Annotated in this window: 23 protein-coding genes; 10 read left to right on the forward strand and 13 right to left on the reverse strand. The window is 55.2% G+C overall.

Going from position 1 to position 18976, the window contains the following annotated elements; translation table 11 throughout:
- Positions 1-81 precede the first annotated feature (81 nt).
- From KNP76_RS14540 to KNP76_RS14550, 3 genes are read left to right on the forward strand one after another with little or no spacing between them, the layout of a single operon-like run.
- Complete coding sequence (locus tag KNP76_RS14540; protein WP_371816269.1) at positions 82-1131, forward strand: sugar ABC transporter substrate-binding protein; 1050 nt, start codon at positions 82-84, stop codon at positions 1129-1131.
- A complete protein-coding gene (locus KNP76_RS14545) occupies positions 1089-2504 on the forward strand; it encodes a sugar ABC transporter ATP-binding protein (RefSeq protein ID WP_214844927.1) in 1416 nt (471 codons plus the stop codon). Before KNP76_RS14540 ends, KNP76_RS14545 begins: the two co-directional genes overlap by 43 nt.
- A gap of 1 nt (position 2505) precedes the next feature.
- Positions 2506-3507 (forward strand): ABC transporter permease, encoded by a 1002-nt coding sequence (locus tag KNP76_RS14550; protein ID WP_051622635.1) that lies wholly within the window; start codon positions 2506-2508, stop codon positions 3505-3507.
- A 15-nt stretch (positions 3508-3522) separates the two neighbouring features.
- On the opposite strand, the gene KNP76_RS14555 is transcribed toward KNP76_RS14550, so the two are convergent.
- Positions 3523-4002 (reverse strand): GNAT family N-acetyltransferase, encoded by a 480-nt coding sequence (locus tag KNP76_RS14555; protein WP_214844928.1) that lies wholly within the window; start codon positions 4000-4002, stop codon positions 3523-3525.
- A 79-nt stretch (positions 4003-4081) separates the two neighbouring features.
- Here KNP76_RS14555 and KNP76_RS14560 point away from each other — a divergent pair, with 79 nt between their 5' ends.
- A complete protein-coding gene (locus KNP76_RS14560) occupies positions 4082-4462 on the forward strand; it encodes a VOC family protein (RefSeq protein ID WP_214844929.1) in 381 nt (126 codons plus the stop codon).
- A 28-nt stretch (positions 4463-4490) separates the two neighbouring features.
- On the opposite strand, the gene KNP76_RS14565 is transcribed toward KNP76_RS14560, so the two are convergent.
- Positions 4491-4796, reverse strand: a complete 306-nt coding sequence (locus tag KNP76_RS14565) for a winged helix-turn-helix transcriptional regulator (RefSeq protein ID WP_214844930.1) — start codon at positions 4794-4796, stop codon at positions 4491-4493.
- 117 nt (positions 4797-4913) lie between these two features.
- Between KNP76_RS14565 and KNP76_RS14570 the strand changes: the two genes are divergently transcribed.
- The 3 genes from KNP76_RS14570 to KNP76_RS14580 are packed head-to-tail and all read left to right on the forward strand — an operon-like array spanning position 4914 to position 7496.
- Positions 4914-5405 (forward strand): lactoylglutathione lyase family protein, encoded by a 492-nt coding sequence (locus tag KNP76_RS14570; RefSeq protein WP_034806986.1) that lies wholly within the window; start codon positions 4914-4916, stop codon positions 5403-5405.
- 1 nt (position 5406) lies between these two features.
- A complete protein-coding gene (locus tag KNP76_RS14575) occupies positions 5407-6387 on the forward strand; it encodes a zinc-binding dehydrogenase (protein WP_214844931.1) in 981 nt (326 codons plus the stop codon).
- Between the two features lie 50 nt (positions 6388-6437).
- Positions 6438-7496 carry a threonine aldolase family protein gene (locus KNP76_RS14580; protein ID WP_214844932.1) on the forward strand — a complete coding sequence of 353 codons (1059 nt, stop codon included), beginning with the start codon at positions 6438-6440 and terminating at the stop codon, positions 7494-7496.
- 47 nt (positions 7497-7543) lie between these two features.
- Here the strand turns inward: KNP76_RS14580 and KNP76_RS14585 are convergent, their stop codons facing one another.
- From KNP76_RS14585 to KNP76_RS14605, 5 genes are all read right to left on the reverse strand, one after another.
- Positions 7544-8044 (reverse strand): SRPBCC family protein, encoded by a 501-nt coding sequence (locus KNP76_RS14585; protein ID WP_034806994.1) that lies wholly within the window; start codon positions 8042-8044, stop codon positions 7544-7546.
- A 79-nt stretch (positions 8045-8123) separates the two neighbouring features.
- On the reverse strand, positions 8124-10409 hold the full coding sequence (gene gshAB / locus KNP76_RS14590) for a bifunctional glutamate--cysteine ligase GshA/glutathione synthetase GshB (protein WP_214844933.1): 2286 nt from the start codon (positions 10407-10409) through the stop codon (positions 8124-8126).
- Positions 10393-11826 carry an MATE family efflux transporter gene (locus KNP76_RS14595; RefSeq protein ID WP_251137524.1) on the reverse strand — a complete coding sequence of 478 codons (1434 nt, stop codon included), beginning with the start codon at positions 11824-11826 and terminating at the stop codon, positions 10393-10395. Before KNP76_RS14595 ends, gshAB begins: the two co-directional genes overlap by 17 nt.
- 24 nt (positions 11827-11850) lie before the next feature.
- Entirely contained in the window at positions 11851-12324 is a 474-nt protein-coding gene (locus tag KNP76_RS14600; protein WP_214844934.1) for a hypothetical protein, read from the reverse strand.
- Entirely contained in the window at positions 12321-12530 is a 210-nt protein-coding gene (locus KNP76_RS14605) for a helix-turn-helix transcriptional regulator (RefSeq protein WP_034817584.1), read from the reverse strand. The genes KNP76_RS14600 and KNP76_RS14605 overlap by 4 nt, the downstream gene beginning before the upstream one ends.
- A gap of 118 nt (positions 12531-12648) precedes the next feature.
- On the opposite strand from KNP76_RS14605, the gene KNP76_RS14610 reads away from it, so the two are divergent.
- Positions 12649-13581, forward strand: coding sequence for a ring-cleaving dioxygenase (locus KNP76_RS14610; RefSeq protein ID WP_214844935.1), 933 nt, complete (start codon positions 12649-12651; stop codon positions 13579-13581).
- Positions 13582-13602: 21 nt separating this feature from the next.
- Here KNP76_RS14610 and KNP76_RS14615 read toward each other — a convergent pair whose 3' ends face one another.
- Positions 13603-14043, reverse strand: a complete 441-nt coding sequence (locus KNP76_RS14615; protein ID WP_034817586.1) for an RrF2 family transcriptional regulator — start codon at positions 14041-14043, stop codon at positions 13603-13605.
- A gap of 188 nt (positions 14044-14231) precedes the next feature.
- Between KNP76_RS14615 and KNP76_RS14620 the strand changes: the two genes are divergently transcribed.
- On the forward strand, positions 14232-15332 hold the full coding sequence (locus KNP76_RS14620; protein ID WP_214844936.1) for a globin domain-containing protein: 1101 nt from the start codon (positions 14232-14234) through the stop codon (positions 15330-15332).
- A 60-nt stretch (positions 15333-15392) separates the two neighbouring features.
- Here KNP76_RS14620 and KNP76_RS14625 read toward each other — a convergent pair whose 3' ends face one another.
- Genes KNP76_RS14625 through KNP76_RS14645 form a run of 5 tightly spaced genes read right to left on the reverse strand, consistent with a single transcriptional unit; the run spans position 15393 to position 18439 of the window.
- Entirely contained in the window at positions 15393-15932 is a 540-nt protein-coding gene (locus tag KNP76_RS14625; protein ID WP_214844937.1) for a hypothetical protein, read from the reverse strand.
- A 56-nt stretch (positions 15933-15988) separates the two neighbouring features.
- Positions 15989-16402, reverse strand: a complete 414-nt coding sequence (locus tag KNP76_RS14630; protein WP_034807010.1) for a DUF350 domain-containing protein — start codon at positions 16400-16402, stop codon at positions 15989-15991.
- Positions 16399-17622: a glutathionylspermidine synthase family protein gene (locus tag KNP76_RS14635; protein ID WP_034817589.1), complete on the reverse strand. Its 1224-nt coding sequence runs from the start codon at positions 17620-17622 to the stop codon at positions 16399-16401. Before KNP76_RS14635 ends, KNP76_RS14630 begins: the two co-directional genes overlap by 4 nt.
- Positions 17619-17984, reverse strand: coding sequence for a hypothetical protein (locus KNP76_RS14640; protein ID WP_034808668.1), 366 nt, complete (start codon positions 17982-17984; stop codon positions 17619-17621). Before KNP76_RS14640 ends, KNP76_RS14635 begins: the two co-directional genes overlap by 4 nt.
- The gene (locus KNP76_RS14645) at positions 17981-18439 is read right to left on the reverse strand and encodes a hypothetical protein (RefSeq protein ID WP_034808671.1); all 459 of its coding nucleotides are present in this window, start codon (positions 18437-18439) and stop codon (positions 17981-17983) included. The genes KNP76_RS14640 and KNP76_RS14645 overlap by 4 nt, the downstream gene beginning before the upstream one ends.
- Before the next feature lie 94 nt (positions 18440-18533).
- Here KNP76_RS14645 and KNP76_RS14650 point away from each other — a divergent pair, with 94 nt between their 5' ends.
- The gene (locus KNP76_RS14650) at positions 18534-18905 is read left to right on the forward strand and encodes a potassium channel family protein (RefSeq protein ID WP_371816270.1); all 372 of its coding nucleotides are present in this window, start codon (positions 18534-18536) and stop codon (positions 18903-18905) included.
- Positions 18906-18976: the final 71 nt, after the last annotated feature.

Here is an 18976-nt window from a genome sequence, read left to right on the forward strand (position 1 = left end):
CCTCATCTGAAGGCTTGAGCAAAACAGAAATGGACTGCGCTCGCACAAGCACTTCAGAATCCCACTGCTTTAGCTGTGGGAGTGTCAATATTCACGTTCGTCTTGGCGCTCGTCGGTTGCACGAACGAACAAGCAGCCACGCCGAAACCGACCGAGAAGACACCGGAAACGAAACCGGTGTCGGCCTCGAACGGGACATTGCCGAAAGACATCGACGTCGCCCTGATCATGCAAATGTCGATTGGGACGTTCTCGTCGCAGTACATAAACGGTGTGACCGAACAAGTCGAATCGTTCGGCGGCAACGTGAAAGTGTATAACGCCGACAATGATTTGTCGAAGATGGCGAGTTATGTCGACACGGCGACGACGCAAGGTGTCGATGTCATCTTGATTGATCACGGGCGCGCCGACGCGTTGAAAGAACCCGTCCAACGCGCGCTCGACAAAGGCATCAAAGTCGTGGCGTTCGACAACGATTTGACGAACGAAGGCGTCACGGTCATCGACCAAGACGACTATTCGCTCGCGTGGCGTTCGCTCAAGGCGCTCGCGGAGGATTTGGACGGGGAAGGGAAGATCGTCACGATTTGGGTCGGCGGTTTCACGCCGATGGAACGTCGCCATACGATTTACGATGCGTTCTTGAAGCGTTATCCAGGGATCGAGGAAGTGGCCAAGTTCGGTTCGGCGACGAACAACACCGCGCTCGACACACAGAGCCAGATGGAAGCGATCTTGAAGAAGTACCCGGAAGGCGAGATTGACGCCGTGTTCGCGATGTGGGACGAATTCGCCAAAGGTGCGAGCCGTGCCATCAAACAAGCCGGGCGCGATGAGATTGCCGTCTACGGCATCGATTTGAGCGATGAGGACCTTCAGCTCATGCAAGAAGAGGGAAGCCCGTGGAAAGTGACGGCAGCGACCGACCCGGCCGAGATTGGTCGTGTCCAAGTCCGATATGCTTACCAAAAATTAGCTGGTGAAGAGACGCCGTCCATCCATTCGATTGACCCGTACTTAGTCGACCGTGACGTCTTACCGGACGAGAAAGTGACGATGGATGATCTCGGTCAATACGTACCGAATTGGGGCGCGTCGGACGCGGCTTGGTCGGACTGGATGAAATGATGATTCGGCTTGAACGCGTCACCAAACAATACGGGGACGTGACGGTGCTCGATGACGTCACGTTCGGGCTGCGTCGCGGCGAGATTCATGGCCTTCTCGGCTTGAATGGGGCCGGGAAGAGCACGTTAATCAAGCTATTGAACGGCACGACGGCACCGACGTTCGGGTCCATCTCGCTTGACGACGAGACCGTCATGCTCACGCCGGCCGAAGCGATTCGACGTGGTGTCATCACCGTGTCGCAAGAAGTTGATGATGCGCTTTATCTCGACTTACCGGTCTATGAGAACGTCGTGCCGTGGCAGACGGTCGAACGGATTCAACCGCGTGAATTGAAGCGACGGGCGACGGCGTATTTGAAGCGTGTCGGTCTCGCAATCGATGTGACGAAACCGAGTGGGCATTATCCGCTCAGCGTCAAACAACGCATCTTAATCGCCCGGGCGCTTGCGAGCGAGGCGACGTACCTCTTGCTCGACGAACCGACGGCCGCCTTGTCGACGGACGATGCGGCGGCACTGCTTTCGCTACTGCAGACACTCGTCGAAGACGGCGTCGGCATCCTCCTCATCACACACCGCTCCGAAGAACTGACACGTGTCACGACGACGACGACGTTTCTCCGGGACGGGCGGCTCGTCTATGAAGGGCCGTTCCAACCGTTGTCGACCGAAGACGTCCATACGCTATTGAGCGGGACGGCACTTGTAGATGAGTTGGAAAAAGCGACACCGACGAACGAGGTCCAACTGAAGGCGACGCTCACGTTACCCGCGTTTGGGACCGAGTTATCGTTCACCGCCTACAAAGGCGAGGTCGTCGGCATCGGCGGCGTGACGGGGAGCGGCAAGACGGAGCTCGTCGAGGCGTTGTTCGGTTTGTCAGACGCGAAGCAACACATCGAGCTCAACGGGAACGTGACGACGATCCACACCCCGCGACAAGCGGTCCGCGCGGGGTTCGCCTTCGTCCCGGAAGAACGGCGCAAGCAAGGACTCTTTCTCGACGACTCGATTGAACGAAACGCGTTAGTCGTGGAAGGCGAGACGAGCGTGTTACAACGCGTCTTGTCCTCGCTTCGTGTCAAATATGCCCATGTTCGACAGCCGGTGCGTGAGTTGAGCGGTGGCAATCAACAAAAAGTCGTCCTCAGCAAGTGGTTGTTTGAAGACCGGGACGTGTATTTACTCGACGAGCCGACGAAAGGCGTCGACGTGACGGCGAAACGGGACATTTATGAACTCGTGACACGACTGGCCAAACAAGGCAAGACGGTCATCTTCACGTCGAGTGAAGCGCATGAACTCGAACTCGTCGCCAACCGGATGCTCTGGCTCGACCGCGGCCGTTGGCAACAGAAAGGAGGGGCATGACATGGCCCAACTCGTACTCAAACCGAAAGCGAAGCGATTCACGGGAATCGGTCAATACGGAACGCTGTTCGCGATTCTCGCATTGATTGCGGTCTTCGGCGTGACGAACGACCAGTTCCTCACGTACGCCAACTTCAGCGACATCATCAAATCCGTCTCAATCGTCTCGCTGCTCGCCCTCGGGGTGACGTTCTCGCTCATCGTCGGCGGGTTCGACTTATCGGTCGGCTCGACGGCAAGTCTCGCGACGATCGGGGCGGCGTCAAGCCTCGTGTTACATAGTCAAGAGCTACTCGTCGCCTTGCTCGTCCCAATTATTCTCGGCGTTCTCGTCGGGCTGTTGAACGCGCTCGTGACAATCAAATTCCGGTTGCCGGACTTGCTCGCGACGCTTGCCATCATGTACGTCATCAACGGGGTCCAATTGACGTACACGAAAGGGTTCTCGATTTATGACAACATGCCGATTGATGGAGGAACGGCGCCGGGGCGGTTCATCCCATCGTTCCTCTTCATCGGCCAAGGTTCAATCGGTCCGGTCCCGTTCGTCGCCATCTTGATGATCCTCTTCTTCGCCGGGGCCCATCTGTTCTTGACGTATTCGAAGACGGGGCGCGAGTTCTATTACGTCGGCTCGAACGTCGAGGCGGCCCGTCGTTCGGGTATCGCCGTCAATCGAATCAAGCTGTACGCTTACGTGTTGAGTGGGCTATTCGCAGCCATCGGCGGCATCATCTTGGCGTCACGGATCGGCACGGGCCAAGTGTCGGCCGGCGCACCGCTCCTCATGGACGCGGTCGCGGCCGCCTACATCGGCTACGCCGTCTTCGGTACGGGACGCCCGAACGTCGTCGGCACGTTAATCGGTGCCGTCTTGATTGGCATCTTGTTGAACGGGCTGACGATGTGGGATGTGCCGTACTATGCCCAAGACATCGTCAAAGGGGCCATCTTGATTGCGGCGCTCGGCTTGTCGTATATCCAAAAGAAACAGTTCGCATAGGAAAAGTCCTCAGAATCAACCATTCTGAGGACTTTCTTTGCGTTCCATGCGGACGAAGTCATACACGCTCCCGTTCGTCGGTTGTTGAAACGAACCGGTCTGTTTGAAACCGCACGTCTCATACAGCCGGATGGCCCGTTTGTTGAAGGCGGCGACGGCGAGCGTGATGCGACGCGGCGCGTACGTCGTCTCGATGAAGTCGAGAATCGACGAAAGGAACGCGCGTCCACTCCCGCGTCCGGTCAAGTCCGGACGCATACCGAGGCCGATATCAAGCGTTTCATCATCCGTTCTCGCGACGCTCACGAAACCGATTAGTTCGGTGTCGGACGTGATGGCGAACACAGACGGTCCGCGCTGTTCGGCGTCTAAAAATTCGGCCAAATCGGCTTCGTCCGCTTCCATGTTGTAGAAGGCATAATCGCCTTCATAATGCCACGTAAAGGCAATCGTTTCAGCTTGTGGCTGGGTCAGGGTAGAAAATTGATACGTCATGTGAATTTCCTCGATTCAAGGTCAGAATGGAGTGCTACACTCATTATAGTACCACCAACTTAAAAAATGGGGTGACCACATGGGAATCAAATTAGACATGGTCGGCATCGTCGTCGAAGATATGAAACGGGCGCTCGACTTCTATCGTTTGCTCGGCTTAACGATCCCGGAAGCGATGGATGGGGAAGCGCACGTCGAGGTCGACGACGGCGGTGTCCGGCTCGCCTTCGACACGGTCGAAGTGGCCGAATCGGTGTATGGGGAATGGAAGCAGGCGACGGGACACCGGGTCGAACTCGCTTTCTTATGCGACAGTCGGGATGAGCTAGATGCGCGCTATGAGGCGATCGTCGAGCATGGTTATGCCTCGCATCGGGAACCGTGGGATGCGTTTTGGGGGCAACGCTATGCCATCGTCATCGACCCGGACGGAAACCTCATCAGTCTATTCGCAGGATGACAAGACCCTCGCCGGGTTCGGCGAGGGTTTATTCGTCTCGTGTCTCGCCCCACGAGCAGAGCGCCTTCATCGCCGGCTGCAGGCTGAGCGCCTCCTCGCTTAGCGAGTATTCGACGTGCAGCTGCTTCTCGGTCGAATAGTCGATACGGCGGACCATGCCGAGCTGTTCGAGCTCGCGTAGTTGGTCGGTCAATACTTTGCGACTGACGTCGGGGATGGCACGCTGAATCTCGGAGAAGCGGCGTGGGCCGTCCTCGAGCGTACAGTACACTTGGGGCCGCCATTTGCCGCCGATGATGTCGAGCGCCTTGTTGACGGGGAACGGGGTCGTCATGTTCAGTTTGCCTCGCTTTCGGGTAGTTACTTCAATGTGCGTACTATTTTTCTTGCTTCGATGAAGGTATCGTATCGTTATCGATCAAATTGAGCAAACAAAAAGGAGCGGATGACAGTGACATATCCACGTACATTCTCACATATCGGACTATCGGTGCCGAGTGTGGCGGAGGCAGTGAAATTTTATGAGGACGTGATGGGCTGGTACACGATCATGCAACCATCAGACGTCGTCGAGGACGACTCGCCGATTGGTGTCATGTGCACGGACGTATTCGGACCGGGCTGGGGTAGCTTCCGAATCGCCCATATGTCGACCGGTGACAAAATCGGGATTGAGTTGTTCGAGTTCCCGAACAATGAGTCGCCGGAGGACAATTTCGAGTTTTGGAAGACGGGCATTTTCCACTACTGCGTCCAAGACCCAGACATCGAGGGACTCGTTGAGAAAATCGTCGCCCACGGCGGAAAACAACGCATGCCGATTCGGGAGTATTACCCGGGCGATAAACCGTACCGGATGGTGTATTGTGAAGACCCGTTCGGCAACCTCGTCGAGATTTACTCGCACTCGTATGAATTGACGTATTCGGAAGGAGCGTATTGAAATGAAGGCATGGTTACTCGATCAACCAGGACTCAATCATCTACATCTCGGGGAGACGGAGCGGCCGACACCGAAAGCGGGCGAACTGCTCATCAAAGTCGAGGCGGTCGCGTTAAACCCGGTCGACTATAAAGTTGGCACGAACGGCAACCCGAACTGGTCGTACCCGCACATTCTCGGGGTCGACCTCGTCGGGGAAGTCGTCGAAGTCGGCTCGAGTATCGCCAACATCATCACCGGGTCACGTGTCGCCGTCCATACGAGCCTCGGGAAGAACGGTGGCTTCGCAGAGTATGCGGTCGTCGATGCGCGTGCCTGTGCCGTCGTCCCGCCTGACGTGAGCGATGAAGCCGCTGCGGCCATCCTTTGTGCCGGTATGACGGCGTATGAGGCGGTCATGCAGAAATTGAACACGCGTGACAAAGAGACGATTCTCATTCACGCCGGAGCAGGCGGGGTCGGCGGTTACGCGATCCAACTTGCGAAGAAACTTGGGCTTAAGGTGTTCACGACGGCGTCGCCTGACAACTTTGACTGGGTGAAAGCGCTCGGTGCCGATGTCGCCATCGACTATAACACGGAAGACGTGACGGAACGGATCATGGAAGAGACGGACGGTCGCGGCGTCGACCTCATCTTGAATACGGTCGGTCGTGACGTGGCGACAGCCGACCTCGACCGGCTCGCCTTCAGTGGACAGCTCGCCTATATCGCCGGTCCGCCGGATACGTCGAACGTGAAAGGCTTTACGCTCTCGCCGTCCATCCATGAGGTCGCCCTCGGTGCGGCCCATGCGAGTGAGGATGAGCGCGCCATTCGCAACTTGGCATATATGGCGGAGGAATTGATGAAATTACTCGAGGCCGGTGAATTGAACGACCTCGTCATGGACGTTTTGCCGTTCGATCGGTTGAAAGATGGTTTGGAACAACTGCAAACACGAAAAGTACGCGGGAAATTGATCGTCCGGGTACGCGATTAATGATGGTGCCTCCTATCTATGGATAGGGGGCCATTTTTGGAGGGGATGACATGGATTTACGGACATCGTATCAACAGACGTCGCATCAACTGAGCGGTCATGGCAGACGGAACGTCGGCGTCTTGCAACAAGTGTTCGCCGAGGTCGACCCGAATCAGGCGAGCGACCATTACGGGACGGGCGAAGTCATCGAGCGGTTCGAGCAGAAACTGGCGCAAGAACTCGGCATGGAAGACGCCATCTTCTTCCCGAGCGGCACGATGGCGCAACAGATTGCGTTACGCATTTGGGCAGACGAGACGAAGAACCGACGCGTCGCCTATCATCCGCTCTGTCACCTGGAGATTCACGAACAGGACGGCTTAAAGGAACTGCATCACCTCGAGCCAATCTTGATTGGGGACGACAAGCGGTTGATGACGCTCGAGGAAGTGCAGGCGTTGCCCGACATCGCCTGCCTGTTGATTGAGTTGCCGCAAAGGGAGCTCGGGGGCTATTTGCCACCGTTCGATGAACTTGAGGCAATCAGTCACTTGTGCTGGGAGCGGGGGATTCGTCTGCATCTCGATGGGGCACGATTATTCGAGACGCTACCGTATTATGAGAAGACGGCAGCGGACGTGTGTGCGCTGTTCGACAGCGTTTACGTCTCGTTCTACAAAGGCATCGGGGGGATTGCCGGCGCCATCTTGGCCGGACCGAAAGCGTTCTGTACCGAAGCGAGAGTGTGGAAGCGGCGGTATGGTGGCGATTTGATTGGACTGTACCCGTACATCATCCCGGCCGACTATTACTATGAGCTTCGGAAAAGGCGGATGGCAAGCTATTATGAACAGGCGAAGGAACTCGCGCGCCGTTTCAATGCGCTCAATGGGGTATGGACGACACCGGACGTCCCGGTGACGAATATGTTCCACCTTCATGTTGAAGGGGACGTGGAGGCAGTCTCGGCCTGGATTCAATCCGTTCAAGACGCGACCGGAATCGGCATAACGGGCTATCTCGTACCCTATGACGGCTATTGTTCGACCGAAATCAGTGTCGGGGATGCGTATGAGGCGATTGATGCACCTCAACTCAATCGACTATTCGAACAATTCGAGCGATGAGGAATTAGAAAAAGCACCGCACCTCAGTCGAGGAGCGGTGCTTGCTGCTATCTGGATACGATGGCGTCGAGGCGTTCGAGCTGCGAGGCGAAGCCTTCGACGGCGCCCATTTCGACGACCTTTTCAAGCGATTCGACGTCCGAGAACTCGGAGCGGCTGACGAGCAGTGTGCCGTTCGGGATGTCTAAAAACTCGTTCGTGATTGTCATGACAGGAAAGTCTGAATTGATGTTCCCGTCCGCATCCGAGAAGGCGTCCGTATAGACAATTTTTCGATGTGGTTTAATCTCGACGAACGTCGACTTCCCCCATGACTCCATCCCATAATAGTCGCCTTGATTTTTGTCGACACATGTCATCTTGTAATGCCACGTCCCGCTCGGTTCGAACGCGAACGTGCGAACCTCGGTCTTCCATCCGGCCGGTCCCCACCAAGATTCGAGATGGGTTGGGCTCGAGAAGGCTTCGAACACGAGCTCGCGTGATGCCCGAAAGCTACGTTCGACGACGAGTGTGTTGCCTTCCACGTGCGATTTGACAGCCCCCATTGAAACATCCCCTTTCATGAGAAAGCGTCTTGACCTCAACGTAGTCCTTATTCCCGCTTTTTGGAGAAGTACAACTTGTTCAGTCAAACAACAAATCGAGCACCGTCTCACCGATAGGGCGTTCTTTCCCTTCGTATGGGAACGAGTGGATATGAATGGCCGGATTGAAGTTCAGCTCGATGATACCGTAGTCACCTTCACGCTCGAGCGACGGAATCATCATGTCGACACCGCAAATCGTCGCACCGACCGCCTTCGCGGCCGCGACGGCGATCTGTTTATACGAATCGGCGATGTGGTCGGTATAGTCGACGCTGTCGCCGCCGGTACTGATGTTCGAGTTCTCGCGAAGGAAGACGCGCTCACCATCCGCGAGTACACTGTCCGGTGTCTTGCGTTGAGGGCGCAGGAACGAAACGACGATGTCATCGATCTCGATTTTTTCGAGCGGGGTCTTGTATCCTTTTCCGCGGAGTGGGTCTTCGTTTTTTTGGGCGACGAGCTCACGGATTGTCGAGACGCCGTCTCCGGTCACATTCGCCGGGACGCGGTGCAAGATGCCCGCCACCTCGTCGCCGATGACGAGGAAACGATACTCTTTTCCGGGCAGGAACGTCTCGAGCAGAACGACGTCATCAAACGTACGAGCGTGATGGAACGCCGCGAGCGCCTCGTCGAGCGTCGTCCCGTCCTTGAAAATGTGGATGCCAATCCCGAAGTTCGTCGACTTCGGTTTCAAAACGACCGGCTCGTTTGAGAACGCATGCCAAGCGTTTCGTAAATCGGTTTCACTTCGGAGTTCGACTCCTTCAGGGACGCGGATGCCATGCTCGGCGAGGACGTGTTTCGTCACCGTCTTGTTTTCCATCATGAGCACCGACACGTAGTTGTCTTTTGACGTCTTCGTCGCCTGTTTCACATATTCGGTCCGGTTGCCGTGGCGAATCCGGATGAACTGGTCGTCTCGGTCGATGACATCAATGGTGTAGCCACGTTTCAAGGCCGCCTTCATCAAAATCTGCGTCGACAGCTCCATGTCCGAGTAGCCGTGCATTCGGAACCGGTTGGCGTATGCGTCTCGATAGAACAGTTCGGCTTGCCGGAGCGACCAGGCCGTGTAGCCTTCGGTTGTCATCACTTTCGTCAACCGGGCCGAATACGTCGCGTCCACATGGTCGATTCGTTCGCGGACGGAGCCGAAGACGTCCGCGAACCCGAGGGCGTAGCGAGTGTTGAACGCTTCGATGTCATCTAACAGTTCGTTCGCATACGTGTGTAAGGCGATCGAATCGCCATCCCGGTGCAACGTGAGCGTCGGGGATAGCCCTTCTTTGGCGACAAGCTGTTGGTTATGGAACGCCTCGGCCTGCCAGTTTGCGGAGTCTGTCTCGTCTTTTAACGCCAAGTAGAGCAGGAAGATGTGCAGGAACTTCAAGTCGTCGAGGGCGATGCCCGTCTTCTCGAACGGGTTCAAATCGATGTTTCGAATCTCGATATAGTCGATGCCGTTCGTTTCAAGTCGTTCCAAATCGTTACCGCCCCGGGACGTCTTCAAACGAATCGGCGAGTATAGCTCGTTTGGACTCTCGATGTCGCCTTTCGCGATGAAGCGGCGGACGCTGTCGGTATATGCGGCGAGCGTCGAATAGTCCGAGTAGAGCGGTTCGACGTTCGTGTAGCCGCAGTCGCTATTTCGGTAAGACAGGGCCGTCGAATTCGAATACACGTCCTCGTTCAATGCCTGCATCTGGCTGACGCAACGTTCTTCATAGCTCGTATGGACGGCAGGTGTCGCACCGAACAGGTAGACGATGAGCCAACGCATCCGCAAATAGTTGCGAACGAGCTTCAAGTAGAGTTCATCTTTGAAGCGATCATATTGTTCGGGCGACCCTTCATATAAAGCCGCAACCAACTCGTCTGCGAACGAGAAGTTAAAATGGATACCCGAGATGAGCTGTTTTTTCGCCCCGTATTTTTGGAGCAGATGCTCCCGGTAGCGGCCGGCCTCAACGCCAGAACTGCCAAAATCGGCGAGCGGGATGATCCCGCCGTCCGGAAGCGCGCACGGCATCGACTGCGGCCAGAGGCGCTCGTCATCGATATGCAGCGCCGTGATATCGTACAGCGTCTGTAGGAAGTCGTGTGCCCCTTCGACGGTCGGGAACGTCGGCGTGATCAGCTCGATTTGACTTTCCGAGAAGTCGGTCGTGATATAGGGGTGCGTCGCCTTATCACCGAGACTGTCTGGGTGTTTCGTGACGGCGAGCGTCCCTTCAGGTGTCACGCGGAGCATCTCACGCTCGATGGCGAACCGGCCGCTCGTGAGCAATTGTTTTGATAACTGACTAAATCGCTTTTGCAAGGGAAGTCACTTCCTTTTTTGTTAGTCGGACGTACAATGCGGAGACGAGTCCTTTGACGATGCTCGAGATGGCCATGCTCCACCAGATGGCATCGAGACCGAGAACCGGCTCGAGCAGGATGGCGAGCGGGATGCGGGCGACAGTAAAGACGATGGAAATGGTCGCCGGGATTTTCGGTAATCCGAGTCCGGAGAAGTAGCCGTTGCCGATCATCTCGAGCGACGCGAAGATGAGTGATACACCGATGATGCGTAAATAGCTCGCACCGATGTCAATCGTTGTCGGATCATCGACGAATAATCTGATAAGGGCGTCCGGGAAGACGAGGAAGACGAGTGTGATCAGCCCGGTGTAGAGCATACCGATTCGCGTCGTCACCCGGTATCCTTCGTGCACCCGGTCAATTTTCCGGGCACCAAGGTTTTGGCCTGTGTAACTCGCGATGGCGCCGTTCAGTCCGCCGATCATCATATAGGCGATCGCCTCGATTTGGAGGCCGATGCGCTGGGCCGCGATGGCCTCGGTCCCGTATGAACCGATCATACGGGCGAGAAAGATGCTGATGACAGTAAAGAGGACGCGTTGCGTCGCCATCGGAAACCCGAGACGAAAAATCTCGGTGTAGTCGGCGCGGACCGGTCGCACGGTCTCTTCCCAATCGAACAAGGCCCGGGCCCGATGCCAAAAGAAGCCGAACATGACGGCGTTCGCGGCGAGAGTCGCGAGACCGGCCCCGAGTACGCCAAGGCCGAGCGGATAGATGAAGAGCGGTGACAGCATCATGTTGAGGATGACGCCCGTCGCGTTGATCCGCATCGCCGTCGTCGTGTTTCCACAGGCGCTGAACAGACGGGCGAACAGCAAATTGAAGAACGAGAACAGGAGCATCGGTGCACTGACGAGCAAATACTGATAGGCAAGATGCTCGACGGTTGGCGCGTTCATGTTCAAAAAGCCGATCAGCGTCGGTCCGAGTGAAATGAGCAGGAGGGCGGACAAAAGCCCGAGCCCGAAGTTCAGCCGTCTGCCGCTCCGAACATAGCGTTGAATCAATTCATCGTCGCGTTTGCCGACGGCTTGTGACACTTTGATGCCGGCGCCGACGACAATCAAAGACTGGATTGCCTGGGCGAGCATAATATAAAAACTGGCCGCGCCGATACTGGCGACGGCGTCGCTTCCGAGCGCGCCGACCCAAAACATATCGACGAGACTGTACGTAAACTGTAAGAGCGAGCTGCCGACGAGCGGTAGGGCGAGCGCTACGATGACGCGCTGCACGTTGCCGGTCGTCAAATCGACGGTTTTCACATGACAAGACTCCTTTGATACTTTATATAACCATTTAGTTATATATAAACACGACGAGACGATCTTGGCAATCGTGACGTCCGAGTCGACGAAAAATCGACACAAAAAAAGGAATTCGCTGTGAATTCCTTAACGGGTATACGCACGAATCCACGTCGTCATGTAGACGAGGTTCGCGATGACAATCGTCGAGACGAGCGCAAAGACCGGATACGTCGGCCACGCTGTCTGAAACAGCGGATAAAAGAAGAACGTCAGCATGGAGAGCGGGACCGAGATGCTGAACGAGACGTACGCCGCTTTCGTCGCTTTCGCCGTGATCAGCGCCTCGCGTTCATCGACTTCACTGAATTCAGTCATACGGACCGACCATTGACCGAAGCTCATCTGTTGATTCGGACGTGTGCGGAACGAATAAATCGTCCAGACGATAAAAAAGATGATCAATAACAGGAACGGTAAAAAGTTGAACTCTAGCACGAACACGCCGGATTGTAGCGCAGCCAATGAATGGGTGACTGTTGACGCGAACGAGGCAATCGTGAACGCCATTAGGATATACAAGATAATGCTTGATACAGATTGGATGATGACACGTTTCATTCTGTTTCCTCCTCGATTGTAAAAATAGATTCAACCGGTTCCTCGAACACGCGGGCGATTTGCATCGCAAGCAGGAGGGACGGGGTATAACTCCCTTTCTCGAGCGAGATGATTGTTTGTCTCGTCACACCGACCTTGGCCGCAAGATCACCTTGGGTCAAGTGATGCCGGGCCCGCAACTCTTTGACGCGATTAATCAACGGCATGGCGCCACCTCATTTCCTGTTTCTAACAACAGTGTAAAACAAACTTAACTTTATGTAAAGTGAGCTTTACTTATTTGGTGGTGGTACAATAGAATCAAACGTGAAAGGGGAGAAGCGAATGAAGGCGATTTTAGGGCAACACCACGTGTCGGCGATGACGGGGGACGCAAAGAAAAACTTACGATTCTATACAGAAGTGCTCGGGATGCGACTCGTCAAAAAGACGGTCAACCAAGATGATCCGTCGATGTATCACTTATTCTATGCAGATGAGACGGGGACGCCGGGAAGCGATTTGACGTTCTTCGAACTGCCGTTTCTCGGACAGACGTATCGTGGGAGTAGTAGCATCTCACGGACGGCGCTTCGAGTGCCGCCAGGAGCATTGACCTATTGGCTGAAGCGGTTTGCCGAATTCGATGTGCTTCATGATCCCGTAGAGGAGGTACGCGGCCGGCCGACGCTTTATTTCGAGGACGGGGAAGGGCAACGGCTCTGCCTCGTCGAAGGTGGCTCGGGGACACCGTGGTCAAACGGTCCGGTCCCCGTCGACGTCGCCATCTTCGGTCTCGGTTTCAGTGAATGGACGGTGCGACGCCTCGAGAAGACGGGACGCGTATTGACGGACGTGCTCGGCTATCGTTTCGCCTCTGAATTTGAGCGGAATGAGCAAACAGTTCGTGTGTTCGAGACAGGAGAGGGGGGCGTGGTGACGGAGATTCACCTCGTCGACCGTCCCGATGTCCCGTCGGAGCGGCCGGGCCGGGGAAGCGTCCATCACGTCGCCATTCGTGTCGAGGACGACTTGGAAATGGAGCAATGGGTCGAGCGGTTAAACGAGTTTGGTATCAGCCATTCCGGACTGATTGACCGCTATTATTTCAAGTCGATTTATTTCCGTGAGCCGAGCGGCATTTTAGTCGAACTCGCGACCGATGGACCGGGATTTGCGACCGATGAGTCCGTCGAGACGCTCGGGGAGCGCTTGGCGCTACCGCCATTCCTTGAGCCGCGCCGGGATGAAATCGAAGCGAAGTTAAAACCACTCTAATTCAAAAGCCGACAGACTCGTTTAGTCCGTCGGCTTTTGTGCGCCTAAAAGTAGGGCCAGTTCGTTCGTCCGATTCGCAACGAGATCGGCAATCGTATAGCGGTCGAGCACATGGAGGAACGCAAGCATCGCCTCGTTCAACACGCTCCGGAGGTCGCAGGCAGGGGCGATGACACAGCGGCCTTCCCCAAAACATTCGACGAGTTCGAACGGTTCCATCGTCCGAACGACGTCGCCGACGTTGATGTCTTTCATCGGACGGGCTAATCGGAAACCACCACCGCGCCCGCGCACCGACTCGAGATACCCATGCTTACCGAGTTCGTAGACGACTTTCATGACGTGGTTTTTTGAAATCTGGTACTGGTCCGCCACTTCTTGAATCGTCACGAGACGATGGGAGAACGTGGCACTATACATCAATGTTCGGAGTGCGTAATCGCACGATTGCGTGAGCCGCATGAAATCACCTCTTCGTTCGTTCATTGTACAAGACATCTCGCGAAAGCGCGATGATGAAAGGTGTGAAGAAAGCGTGGCGGATTCAAGTCAGAAATTTGAACTTGATTGAAACTAGTATTTAATATATTGCTTTTAAAGTGATTTCTCTCACATAATGAACGTGTACATTTGAAAAGGGGGAAACATAGATGTTAGACCAACAGACCATCGAAATCGTCAAAGCGACCGCACCTGTCTTGAAAGACCACGGGGTCGCCATCACGAGTCACTTTTATAAGCGGATGTTCGAAAATAACCCAGAAGTCCGTCACTTCTTCAACCATACGAACCAACAACGCGGCCGTCAGCCAGAGGCGCTCGCGAACGCGGTCTATGCGGCCGCCGTCCATATCGATCGGCTCGAAGCAATCCTTCCGGCCATCCAACCGGCGCTTCATAAACATAAGAGTTTGAACATTCGTCCAGAACATTATCCGATCGTTGGTGAGAACTTACTCGGCGCGATTCAAGACGTACTCGGGGAAGCCGCCACGCCGGACATCATCGAGGCATGGGGGAAAGCGTACGGCGTCATCGCCGACGTCTTCATCTCGCTCGAGAAACAGATGTACGACGATGCGCCTTGGCTCGGTTTCAAGCCGTTCACGATCGCCGAAGTGATTGAGGATACGCCGGAAGTGAAACGATTCCGCCTTGTCGCGAACGATGGGGTCATCGGGACGGCCATCCCGGGTCAATACCTCTCAGTCCAAGCCCGCATCCAAGGTGAGGCCATCTTGCATCACCGTCAATACAGCGTCGTCGAGACGACAGAAGACGGCTACTGGATCGCACCGAAAGCGGAAGGACTCGTCTCGAATTGGCTCCATGAGCAGACGGTCGGCACCGAGATCCCGGTGAGCGCCCCAGCCGGTGATTTCGTGCTCGAAACATCGGACCGTCCGCTCACCCTCGTCGCCGGTGGCATCGGCATCACGCCGCTCTTCAACATGGCGAAGACGGCGCTCGGTGAAGGCCGTTCGGTCACACTATTGCATGCGGTGCGCAGCACGAACCTTCGTCCGCTCGGTGAAGAACTCGACGAACTCGTGAACGACGGACTCCAGCTCATCACACACGTCGACGACGTATCAGGCTGTCTGGGCGCGACACAGCTCGAAGCACTCGATGTCGACGGGCACGACGTCTACACGTGTGGCCCGACGGCGATGATGGAGACGGTCGTCCAGACGATCCCGCAAGCGCGTTACGAGTTCTTCGGGCCATCAGTCGTCCTCGCCAACGCATAAGAAAAGACGACCGCGAGAGCAGTCGCCACAACACCGCAGACCGGTCATCGGTTTGCGGTTTTATAATTCTTCAACGTGCATCACATTTCTGTCGCCGTCGAGCGTCTCAAGTGTCTTGAACCTCCCTCGTTGTGATTCATCGAGCGTGATCAAGTAAGACATGACGTACCCTTCGTCTCGAGGGTCGTTCACGGTGTATGTCTCGCTCCAATCCGAACCGCTCAGTCGCACGTAAACCACATCTTCCGGTTTTTCGTTGAAGCGAATCCCGATGTATTCATCAGTCGTATTGCCAAAGTGAATCGAATCGAACGGTTTTTCTTCAATCGTGTCCCAAGTCGACGTACTGAAGCCCCCATCTGAATTCATGATGCCGAGACCGAGGATGGTCTCATCTTCATTCGTAAATAAGACGACGGTGCTGCCTTGTATGTATGTGTACCAGCCTTGAGCGGTCATGTGCTCATGCAGTTTTTGTTGCGCCTGTGCCAAAGGTTGTTTTCGTTGCTCGTCCTGATAATACCCGACGCCGGCCGTGACCGAAATCGCGATGACGATGAACAGACCCGTCAGCAATAGTAAGAGTCCTCGTTTTGACATCTTGCTCCTCCTCTACAAAAACAGCCCATGCCTCGATTGAGTGCATGGGCTGTTTGTTAGTACGTCAAGCTCGCGGCGACGATGATGCCGACGACGAGCGAGGCCGAGAAGAGGCTGATGCCGACGGCGAGGTTGCCGTTCTCGACTTCTTTTTCTAAGTTCACACCAGGCGTGAGTACGTATTCAAACGTCCAAAACGCGAGCACTTGTGCAAGAATCCCGACGATGCCCCAAATGAACGCATCGAGCAAGTTGACGCTATTCGCCCATACCGTATAGATGACGATAGCGAGACCGAGCGCCTTGCCCCAAAGTTTCAAGGCGACGGCGACGTTGCCGGCTTTGATGAGCTTTCGTTCCGAATACTTTGTCGTCAACGCGAAGACGACGAGACCAATCAAGATGAGGCCAAACCCTGTACCGAGGTGGGCCAAAAAGCTCAAAATCGAATCGAGCGTGATGAACGTCATGAGTTATTCTCCTTTTGTGTGCCAATGGCTAAGTAGTAGGACTGGTTGTTCGTAATCATGCTGCCGGCCCGCGCACCGAGCGCGGACGGGCGACCGTTCAAACAGAAACAACCAATCATATAGTGTGTGTCGATCGTGCCGTTCACCGTGTTCGTTTTCCGAACCGGTAATTCATCGAATTGTTGATAGACAGCCGTCTCGTCTGCGTACGTTTGCAGCACTTCTTTATGGAACGGCGTGCCATCCTTTTCGTACAAGATGACCGAATCCCCTTCTCGTCCAAACGCGGGCTTTTGCACGTAAGCGCGCTGACCTAAAAACGGGTCGGGCTCGAGATAGGTCGGTAAAAAGTATGTGCGGATGACGGTCCGCTCTGTCTCATTGAAGAATAGCTCGTTTTCATAAAGCTCCCAAATGAACGCTTGTACCGCCTTGGACTGCATCAGGAACGCCGATAACGGATTGAGGAGCGAGACGTGTTTTGCCTCGTTCTGTTCAAGCAGGCGAACACCAATCTGTGTCCCGTCCGGTGCTAGGTCGTCGACCAAATGCTCAATCGGATACGTCTGCCGATACAAGACGTCGATCCGTTCACCCGAAGGCGTATACACCCCATCCTCTTCGACGAGAAGTTCGTGCAGGGCAACGAACTCGGACGGTAGGTCGAGCGTCTCTTGCAGGAAACGCGTCGTCCATTTATCTTCGATATTATCATCATGGGCCGTGAAAACGATTTTCGGTGTCCCGTCTTTTTGTAGTCGCTGCCACGCAGCGATGACTGCTTTTCGCAATTCACTTCGAAGCAATTCAGTCTCCCCGGCGTTCGGGTCATCCAGCTCAAACTCTGTCGTCACGTATCGGTTCACGTCGAACAGTTCTTTGATGAACGTTGGCGTGTCGGCGTTGAACTCCATCAGCTTGAGCATGCCGTTCTTCACGATCCAGTCATAGCGACCGATAATCGTCTCTTGCGGGATCGCCTTGTCTCGAAGGAACGGCAGGCTCGCCTCCGGGTAGCCGAGCAGACGGAGCGTCTCGTCTGGGAGCGTCCGGAGCAGGCGGTTCGCCTTGCGGAAAATGGTGTCGACGTCACGTGTCGCCGCGCGAATCCGCTCGACCTCGTCTCTTGAGTAGACGAGGCAGTCATAGAGCGCATACTCTTCCTCGTTCAAGTCCGGCCAAAAATAAGGGACTTGCGCGAACAAGGCGTCTCGGTTCATCCGCCGAAACCGCCTTTTGAGCCGCTACCGAGACCGGAGTTTGAGCCCGGATTCGACCGGTTCGGCGTGATGCTACTCGCTCCGCCGTTCGAGCGATAGTTTTGATACGTCGCCGAGTTTTTCAATGCGCTCTTGGAATTGAACAGGCTGCCGAGTAAGAAGAAGCTGCCGAAGTGCGGGGAACGACGGTCGTCACAATAGTAGGACTCGGTTTCTGCATCCCATTCCCAATCGTCGCACTCGTAACCGGTCGGTTCGTCCGGAAGCGTCGCTTGTTCCGTCTCGTCCATCCCGCAAGCGGCGAGGGAGGCGGTCAATACAGCGGCGGAGAGGCCGCTCAAGATTTTTTTGCTTGTCTTCATGTTGTTTCCTCCAATGTATAACCGGTCGGGGTGACATAGATCACATACGTGCCACGGTCCTCATCCGTTTCGGCTGAGTCACGTTCGTATTCGTTGCCGCCGACATACACGTACTGGCTACCGAGCATGGCGAGGGCGTCTAAATGACGGTCGACGTAGTACGCCTCAAGGAGCGGGTTGTCGAACCGGTCGTCGAGCGTGCGAATCTCGACTTTGATGTCGTCGGTCTCTTTCTTGTCGACCGGGCCTTCTGTATAGCGATCGACGTAAATCAAAAAGTACTGCTCGCCTTCGAGTGCGGACGAGCGTTGCTTGTACGTCATGCCGTCCTTGACGAAAAACTCACATTCGCGGCGGGCGAGTACTTCATCGAGCCCGAGCGATGTATAATGGTAGAGCGGCTCGAACGACAGCTCATTTTTATAGAGTCGGTATTCTAAAACGATGGAATCCATAAGTCAGTCCTTTCTTTTTTCTTTCTATACGGAACCGAGTCGAGACGGGTTTCGTAAACCAATTGAGTTGTTACTAGTATATCCGAGAAAGCGAGTGATTTCAGTGCATATCTTTTTTCGCGTCTGGCGCGGGTTGTCCAAGCTATCTTTTTTAAACATCGTACTCGCCTCGCTCGTCATCATTTTGACGGGCACGCTCGTCGGACACTGGGTGGAGCCGGAGACGTTCCCGTCCCTGTTCGACTCGTTTTGGTGGACGATGACGACGCTGACGACGGTCGGATATGGGGACTTTTTCCCGTCCACGGTCGCGGGGCGTTGGCTCGGGATTTTCTTGTTCCTGTTTGGGATCGGGATTATCGGGGCGTTGATTGGTAAACTCGTTGAAGTCAGTGCGACGTTTCAACGGTTAAAACGGGAGGGGAAACTCATGTATCGAGGAGAAGGCCATTACAGAACTTCATAGCGAGAAAGCCCACTCCTTTAGGGGTGGGATGAAAGCTATGTCGGATACGGAGCGTCAGTAATAAACCGCCG

The sequence above is a fragment of the Exiguobacterium sp. s150 genome (genome assembly GCF_018618435.1).
Lineage (GTDB): Bacteria > Bacillota > Bacilli > Exiguobacteriales > Exiguobacteriaceae > Exiguobacterium > Exiguobacterium alkaliphilum.

What these genes read in the sequence shown, in the direction of transcription:
- KNP76_RS14550 (WP_051622635.1), top strand. Translation starts at nt 2,506, where the DNA reads ATGGCCCAACTCGTACTCAAACCGAAAGCGAAGCGATTCACGGGAATC.
- KNP76_RS14555 (WP_214844928.1), bottom strand. Translation starts at nt 4,002, where the DNA reads ATGACGTATCAATTTTCTACCCTGACCCAGCCACAAGCTGAAACGATT.
- KNP76_RS14560 (WP_214844929.1), top strand. Translation starts at nt 4,082, where the DNA reads ATGGGAATCAAATTAGACATGGTCGGCATCGTCGTCGAAGATATGAAA.
- KNP76_RS14565 (WP_214844930.1), bottom strand. Translation starts at nt 4,796, where the DNA reads ATGACGACCCCGTTCCCCGTCAACAAGGCGCTCGACATCATCGGCGGC.
- KNP76_RS14575 (WP_214844931.1), top strand. Translation starts at nt 5,407, where the DNA reads ATGAAGGCATGGTTACTCGATCAACCAGGACTCAATCATCTACATCTC.
- KNP76_RS14580 (WP_214844932.1), top strand. Translation starts at nt 6,438, where the DNA reads ATGGATTTACGGACATCGTATCAACAGACGTCGCATCAACTGAGCGGT.
- KNP76_RS14585 (WP_034806994.1), bottom strand. Translation starts at nt 8,044, where the DNA reads ATGGGGGCTGTCAAATCGCACGTGGAAGGCAACACACTCGTCGTCGAA.
- KNP76_RS14600 (WP_214844934.1), bottom strand. Translation starts at nt 12,324, where the DNA reads ATGAAACGTGTCATCATCCAATCTGTATCAAGCATTATCTTGTATATC.
- KNP76_RS14605 (WP_034817584.1), bottom strand. Translation starts at nt 12,530, where the DNA reads ATGCCGTTGATTAATCGCGTCAAAGAGTTGCGGGCCCGGCATCACTTG.
- KNP76_RS14610 (WP_214844935.1), top strand. Translation starts at nt 12,649, where the DNA reads ATGAAGGCGATTTTAGGGCAACACCACGTGTCGGCGATGACGGGGGAC.
- KNP76_RS14615 (WP_034817586.1), bottom strand. Translation starts at nt 14,043, where the DNA reads ATGCGGCTCACGCAATCGTGCGATTACGCACTCCGAACATTGATGTAT.
- KNP76_RS14620 (WP_214844936.1), top strand. Translation starts at nt 14,232, where the DNA reads ATGTTAGACCAACAGACCATCGAAATCGTCAAAGCGACCGCACCTGTC.
- KNP76_RS14625 (WP_214844937.1), bottom strand. Translation starts at nt 15,932, where the DNA reads ATGTCAAAACGAGGACTCTTACTATTGCTGACGGGTCTGTTCATCGTC.
- KNP76_RS14630 (WP_034807010.1), bottom strand. Translation starts at nt 16,402, where the DNA reads ATGACGTTCATCACGCTCGATTCGATTTTGAGCTTTTTGGCCCACCTC.
- KNP76_RS14635 (WP_034817589.1), bottom strand. Translation starts at nt 17,622, where the DNA reads ATGAACCGAGACGCCTTGTTCGCGCAAGTCCCTTATTTTTGGCCGGAC.
- KNP76_RS14640 (WP_034808668.1), bottom strand. Translation starts at nt 17,984, where the DNA reads ATGAAGACAAGCAAAAAAATCTTGAGCGGCCTCTCCGCCGCTGTATTG.
- KNP76_RS14645 (WP_034808671.1), bottom strand. Translation starts at nt 18,439, where the DNA reads ATGGATTCCATCGTTTTAGAATACCGACTCTATAAAAATGAGCTGTCG.